This is a genomic window from Peterkaempfera griseoplana, from assembly GCF_001418575.1.
GTDB lineage: Bacteria > Actinomycetota > Actinomycetes > Streptomycetales > Streptomycetaceae > Peterkaempfera > Peterkaempfera griseoplana.
Map to the genome: position 1 here is coordinate 1 of NZ_LIQR01000190.1, position 1,674 is coordinate 1,674.

Below are 1,674 nucleotides of genomic sequence, written 5' to 3' on the forward strand. Positions count from 1 at the left end.
CAGCGTCCGGCGCATGCGCCCGCCCGTCCCCGGCCCCGCCCCCCGAGGGAGCGGGACCGGGCGCACGCCCCACCAACCGCACGGTCAGCCGGCCTGCGCCGCCGCCCAGGCCTCCTCGGCCGCCTGGGCGGCAGCCGGGCCGTCGGCGGTGGCGCCCAGAGCGGTCAGCCCGTCGGCGAGGGCGCGCAGCGTGGCCGGAACCGTCGCACGGACGGCCGCGGGACCGTAGTGGTTGACCCGGAGCATCTCCTTGGCGAGGGCGCCCCCCGCGGCCTGCACCGGGACGGCGGGGTTGCTGCGCAGCGCGGCGGCGGCCAGCTCCCGGGCGTCGACGCCCGCGGGGGCGCGCAGGGTGGTGGCGACCGGCGCGGCGTCCTGGTCGCGCACCACGAAGCAGCCGAGCGAGCCCAGCGCACGGGCCCCCGCCCGGGTGGCCGCCGAGGCGGCGCGATGACGGGCGATCACGCTGTCCAGACCCTCGGCGTCGATCCGGTCCAGGCAGGCCTCCAGGGCCAGCATCTCCAGCTGGGCCGGGGCGTGCGGCAGGGCGGTGCGGCCGGCGTCCGTCCAGCGCTCCTTCCAGTCCAGCAGCGAGAGGTAGGAGCGGCGCGGGGCCTGCGGGTTGGCGGCGATCCGCTGCCAGGCCCGGTCGCTGACCGCCACCGCGGAGACCCCCGCCGGGCCGCCCATGGCCTTCTGGCCGCCGATCACACACAGGTCCACGCCCCAGGCGTCGGTCTCCAGCGGCTCGGCCGCCACCGAGGCCACCGCGTCCAGCATCAGCAGTGCGCCGTGGGCGCGCACGGCGGCGCCGATACCGGCCACCGGGTTGGTGTTGCCGGTCGCCGCCTCCGCGTGGACCAGGCTGACGAAGTCGATCTCGGGGTGGTCCCGCAGCGCCCCGGCGACCTGCTCCGCCGACACGGCCCCCTCGAAGGGCGCCACCAGGTCCACCACCTCGGCGCCGCAGGACCGCAGCCAGCCGCCGAAGGTCTCCCCGTACGGACCGGTGACCACGTTGAGCGCGATGCTGCCGGGCCGCACCGCGCTGCGGATCGCCGCCTCCAGCGGCAGCAGCGCCTCGCCCTGGGTGATCAGCACGTCGTTGCGGGTGCGCAGCAGCGCGGCGACCCGGTCCTCGATCGCCGCGAACCGCTGTGCGGTGAGCGGCGGGAGGTCGAGCAGCGGGTGTGCGGACCGGTCGAACGAGGGCTGGCTGGCGGTCACATGAACCTCCGTGGTGCGGATCTGTGCAGGTGGACAAGGTGGGCCGGACCGACCGCCGGACGCCGAGGGGTTCGGCGGCGTGTCGGCGCAAGGGTTGGTTCGCGGACTCTCCTTGTTGATCCGTATCCTGTACCCGGCCGCGACCGCCCAGGACGCCGCCCCGCGGGGCCAAGGCCCGTCGGTGAAGCCGTCCGGGCCCGCACGGCCACTGCCCGGGTCCGTACAGGGGGGAAGTATGTCCGCTGCCGTGTCGCGCCGACGCGTGCTGAAACTGGCCGGTGCTGCGTCCGTCGCCCTGGGGCTCACGACGGTCGCGGGGGAGTACGGATTCCGCAAGGCGAACGCGGAGCCGCCGCGCGCCCGGACGGCCCCCGCACCCAGGGCCACCCCCAAGCCCCCACCGCGGATCGCCGCCTGGGCGGCGGCGCCGCTGCCGCCCGAGCCGGG

Annotated in this window: 2 protein-coding genes; one reads left to right on the plus strand and one right to left on the minus strand. The window is 77.1% G+C overall.

The window, feature by feature from the left end; genetic code table 11:
• Positions 1-84 precede the first annotated feature (84 nt).
• Positions 85-1,227, minus strand: a complete 1,143-nt coding sequence (locus tag AOK09_RS15160) for a pyridoxal-phosphate-dependent aminotransferase family protein (RefSeq protein ID WP_055587718.1) — start codon at positions 1,225-1,227, stop codon at positions 85-87.
• A gap of 247 nt (positions 1,228-1,474) precedes the next feature.
• Between AOK09_RS15160 and AOK09_RS39095 the strand changes: the two genes are divergently transcribed.
• Positions 1,475-1,674 (plus strand): twin-arginine translocation signal domain-containing protein (locus AOK09_RS39095; protein WP_169797033.1); only part of this gene is annotated, 200 nt, incomplete at its 3' end.